The organism is Vibrio sp. 10N.261.52.A1, from assembly GCF_002876325.1.
Lineage (GTDB): Bacteria > Pseudomonadota > Gammaproteobacteria > Enterobacterales > Vibrionaceae > Vibrio > Vibrio chagasii.
The window spans coordinates 1-2,278 of the sequence record NZ_MCYD01000021.1 but is presented as its reverse complement, the minus strand read 5'-3'; the positions used below and the strand labels follow the sequence as shown (position 1 = coordinate 2,278).

2 protein-coding genes and 1 pseudogene are annotated in these 2,278 nt (G+C 42.8%); all 3 read left to right on the top strand.

All coding sequences use genetic code 11. The annotated features are described in order from the left end of the window. The coding region (locus BCT81_RS00285) for a prepilin peptidase (RefSeq protein ID WP_102422937.1) at positions 1–428 on the top strand (428 nt) is incomplete at its 5' end. A gap of 43 nt (positions 429–471) precedes the next feature. Further along, on the top strand, positions 472–1,821 hold the full coding sequence (locus tag BCT81_RS00280; RefSeq protein WP_102422936.1) for an AAA family ATPase: 1,350 nt from the start codon (positions 472–474) through the stop codon (positions 1,819–1,821). Next, a pseudogene (cpaB, locus tag BCT81_RS00275) lies at positions 1,814–2,266 on the top strand (Flp pilus assembly protein CpaB); the annotation flags it as partial. The gene BCT81_RS00280 and the pseudogene cpaB, both read left to right, overlap by 8 nt. Positions 2,267–2,278 lie beyond the last annotated feature (12 nt).

Below are 2,278 nucleotides of genomic sequence, written 5' to 3'. Positions count from 1 at the left end.
TTATTTACTTTATATCATTAATTAATGGTGGGTTTACTTGGGATTCGCTTGCCGTTTCTTTTTTGGGTTTGGTGGTTTTTTTCTTTTCTGGTTTGGCTTTGTATTTCGTGAGGGCTATGTCCCCAGGAGATGTGAAGTTGTTGGGTGTTATCGGGTTGTATATTGGGTGGGGTTCATTGCTTGATGTTTCTTATTTTATACTTATTTCTTCAGGAGTAATAGGTACTTTTTATTTGTTGTATAACCTTGCAAATAATAGTGCACTCACTGTTAAAGGGTATTTCCAAGAAAAGTTGATGTTAATTAGTGGTATGTCTCCAGTTATCAAAGATCAACCTGTTTTACATAACCGGTATTCAAATAAAGTGACGATGCCTTTCGCGCCTTCTGTGGTAATAGGTTTAGCGATGTACAGTTATTTTACTTGAAGAGAGGTCAATCGCTTGATTGGTTTTTATGGAGAGGTTGTATATGGACATCAGAGGGATCCCGTCCCCTAGTAACTTGAGGCCTCAAATCTCATCACCAATGGTGCCTACCTCCATTGAAATGCTCGGTGTACCAGAGGTTGTTATTGAAAACCTATTGCTTAAGCACTTATCTGCTTATCCTAAGTCAGATGTATTAGAGCTTTCGAATTACTTGTGTGTGGTTACACATATTGTCGAGAATGGGCTTGCGGTGCTTAGACAAAAATCACTGATCGAAGTTTTTCAACCAACTTCTGCTCTGTCTCTCGAATCTTCTTCACACAGCCATGTACGTTATTCTTTATCTGAAAAGGGTATGGAAGAAGCCGATCTTGCCTTCAATCGGGATGCTTATCTTGGGCCGGCTCCCGTATCGCTCGCTCAGTACAGTGATATTGTGAGACAGCAGGACTTGAGGGCTGAGTTAGTGACAAGACCTGATGTTGAAGCAGCTCTGAGTGATGTTTATGGCGTTGATAAAATGATCTCGGTATTGGGGCCTGCTATTAACTCTGGCCGTGCGCTGCTTTTGTACGGGCATGCCGGTACTGGGAAAACATTTGTTGCTACACGTATTGTCAATGCGCTGCATACCTCGGTCTTCATTCCTTATGCGGTCTATGCGTTTGGCAATATTATTAAAGTGTTCTCTACGCAACATCATAAACCGCTAGATCGTAACGGCACTGAAACGGCTATTTCACTGAAAGATCAGTATGACAAGCGCTGGCTCAATTGTGAGCGACCAAATATTCAGGTTGGCGGGGAGCTAACAATGGATATGCTCGAAGTCAATCACTCGGAGCACAGCCGAGTGTGGTTAGCGCCTCTACAAATGATGGCCAATAACGGCATTTTGATTATTGATGATCTTGGGCGACAACCAATGCCTGTCGACAATCTGCTAAATCGCTGGATTGTACCGATGGAGTATTACTTTGATTACCTGTCGTTACCAAATGGCCAACAAGTGACGATGCCGTTTGTACTTACCCTTGCTTTCTCTACTAACTTAAATCCAGAGAAGATCAGCGACCCTGCCTTTTTACGCCGCTTAGGTTACAAAATTGAATTTAAACCTCTAGTTCAACGTGATTATGAGTCGCTATGGATGAGCGTTGTCGCTGAAAAAGAATTAGAGCTTCAAGATGGATTTTTTGAGCGTTTGTCGCAAATGCATACCCTTTATAAGGTGCCACTGTTTCCTTGTTTGCCGAAAGATCTTGTTGGCATCAGCAAAGATATTCTTTCGTTTGAACAACTCCCGCCCGTAATCACATTCGACATTCTTTCCATGGCATGGGAAGTCTATTTTACCTCTGATGGACACGAGGACGAGAATAATGAATAAGAGTCAGGTTTTCCTACTGTTTTTATTGTCCGTTGTATTTGGCTTGGCGGCGGTATTTTTCGCTAAGCAATGGATGGACGATCAAGTTCAACCGACTATTGAGGTCGAAAAGGTTGAACGTCACCCTGTTGTCGTAGCGTCTCAAGAGATCGAAGCAGGAACCGTAATCGAAGAGCAGTTCTTAACAACCAAGTTAATGGAAGTTGATTGGATCAATGAAAATAACTATTCGGATAAGGAAGAGCTTATCGGAAAGGTGGTTGCTAACACTATTTATGCTGGAGAAGTGCTCCATAAGCTGCGCTTTACGGTTCCAGGTGAGGGTTCCACGCTAGCGGCGCTCATACCAGAAAATAAGCGCGCGGTAACGATTCGAGTAGATGATGTTATTGGTGTAGCGGGCTTCTTACTGCCGGGTAATAAGGTCGATATCTTGAATACTGTAGTGGCATAGTGA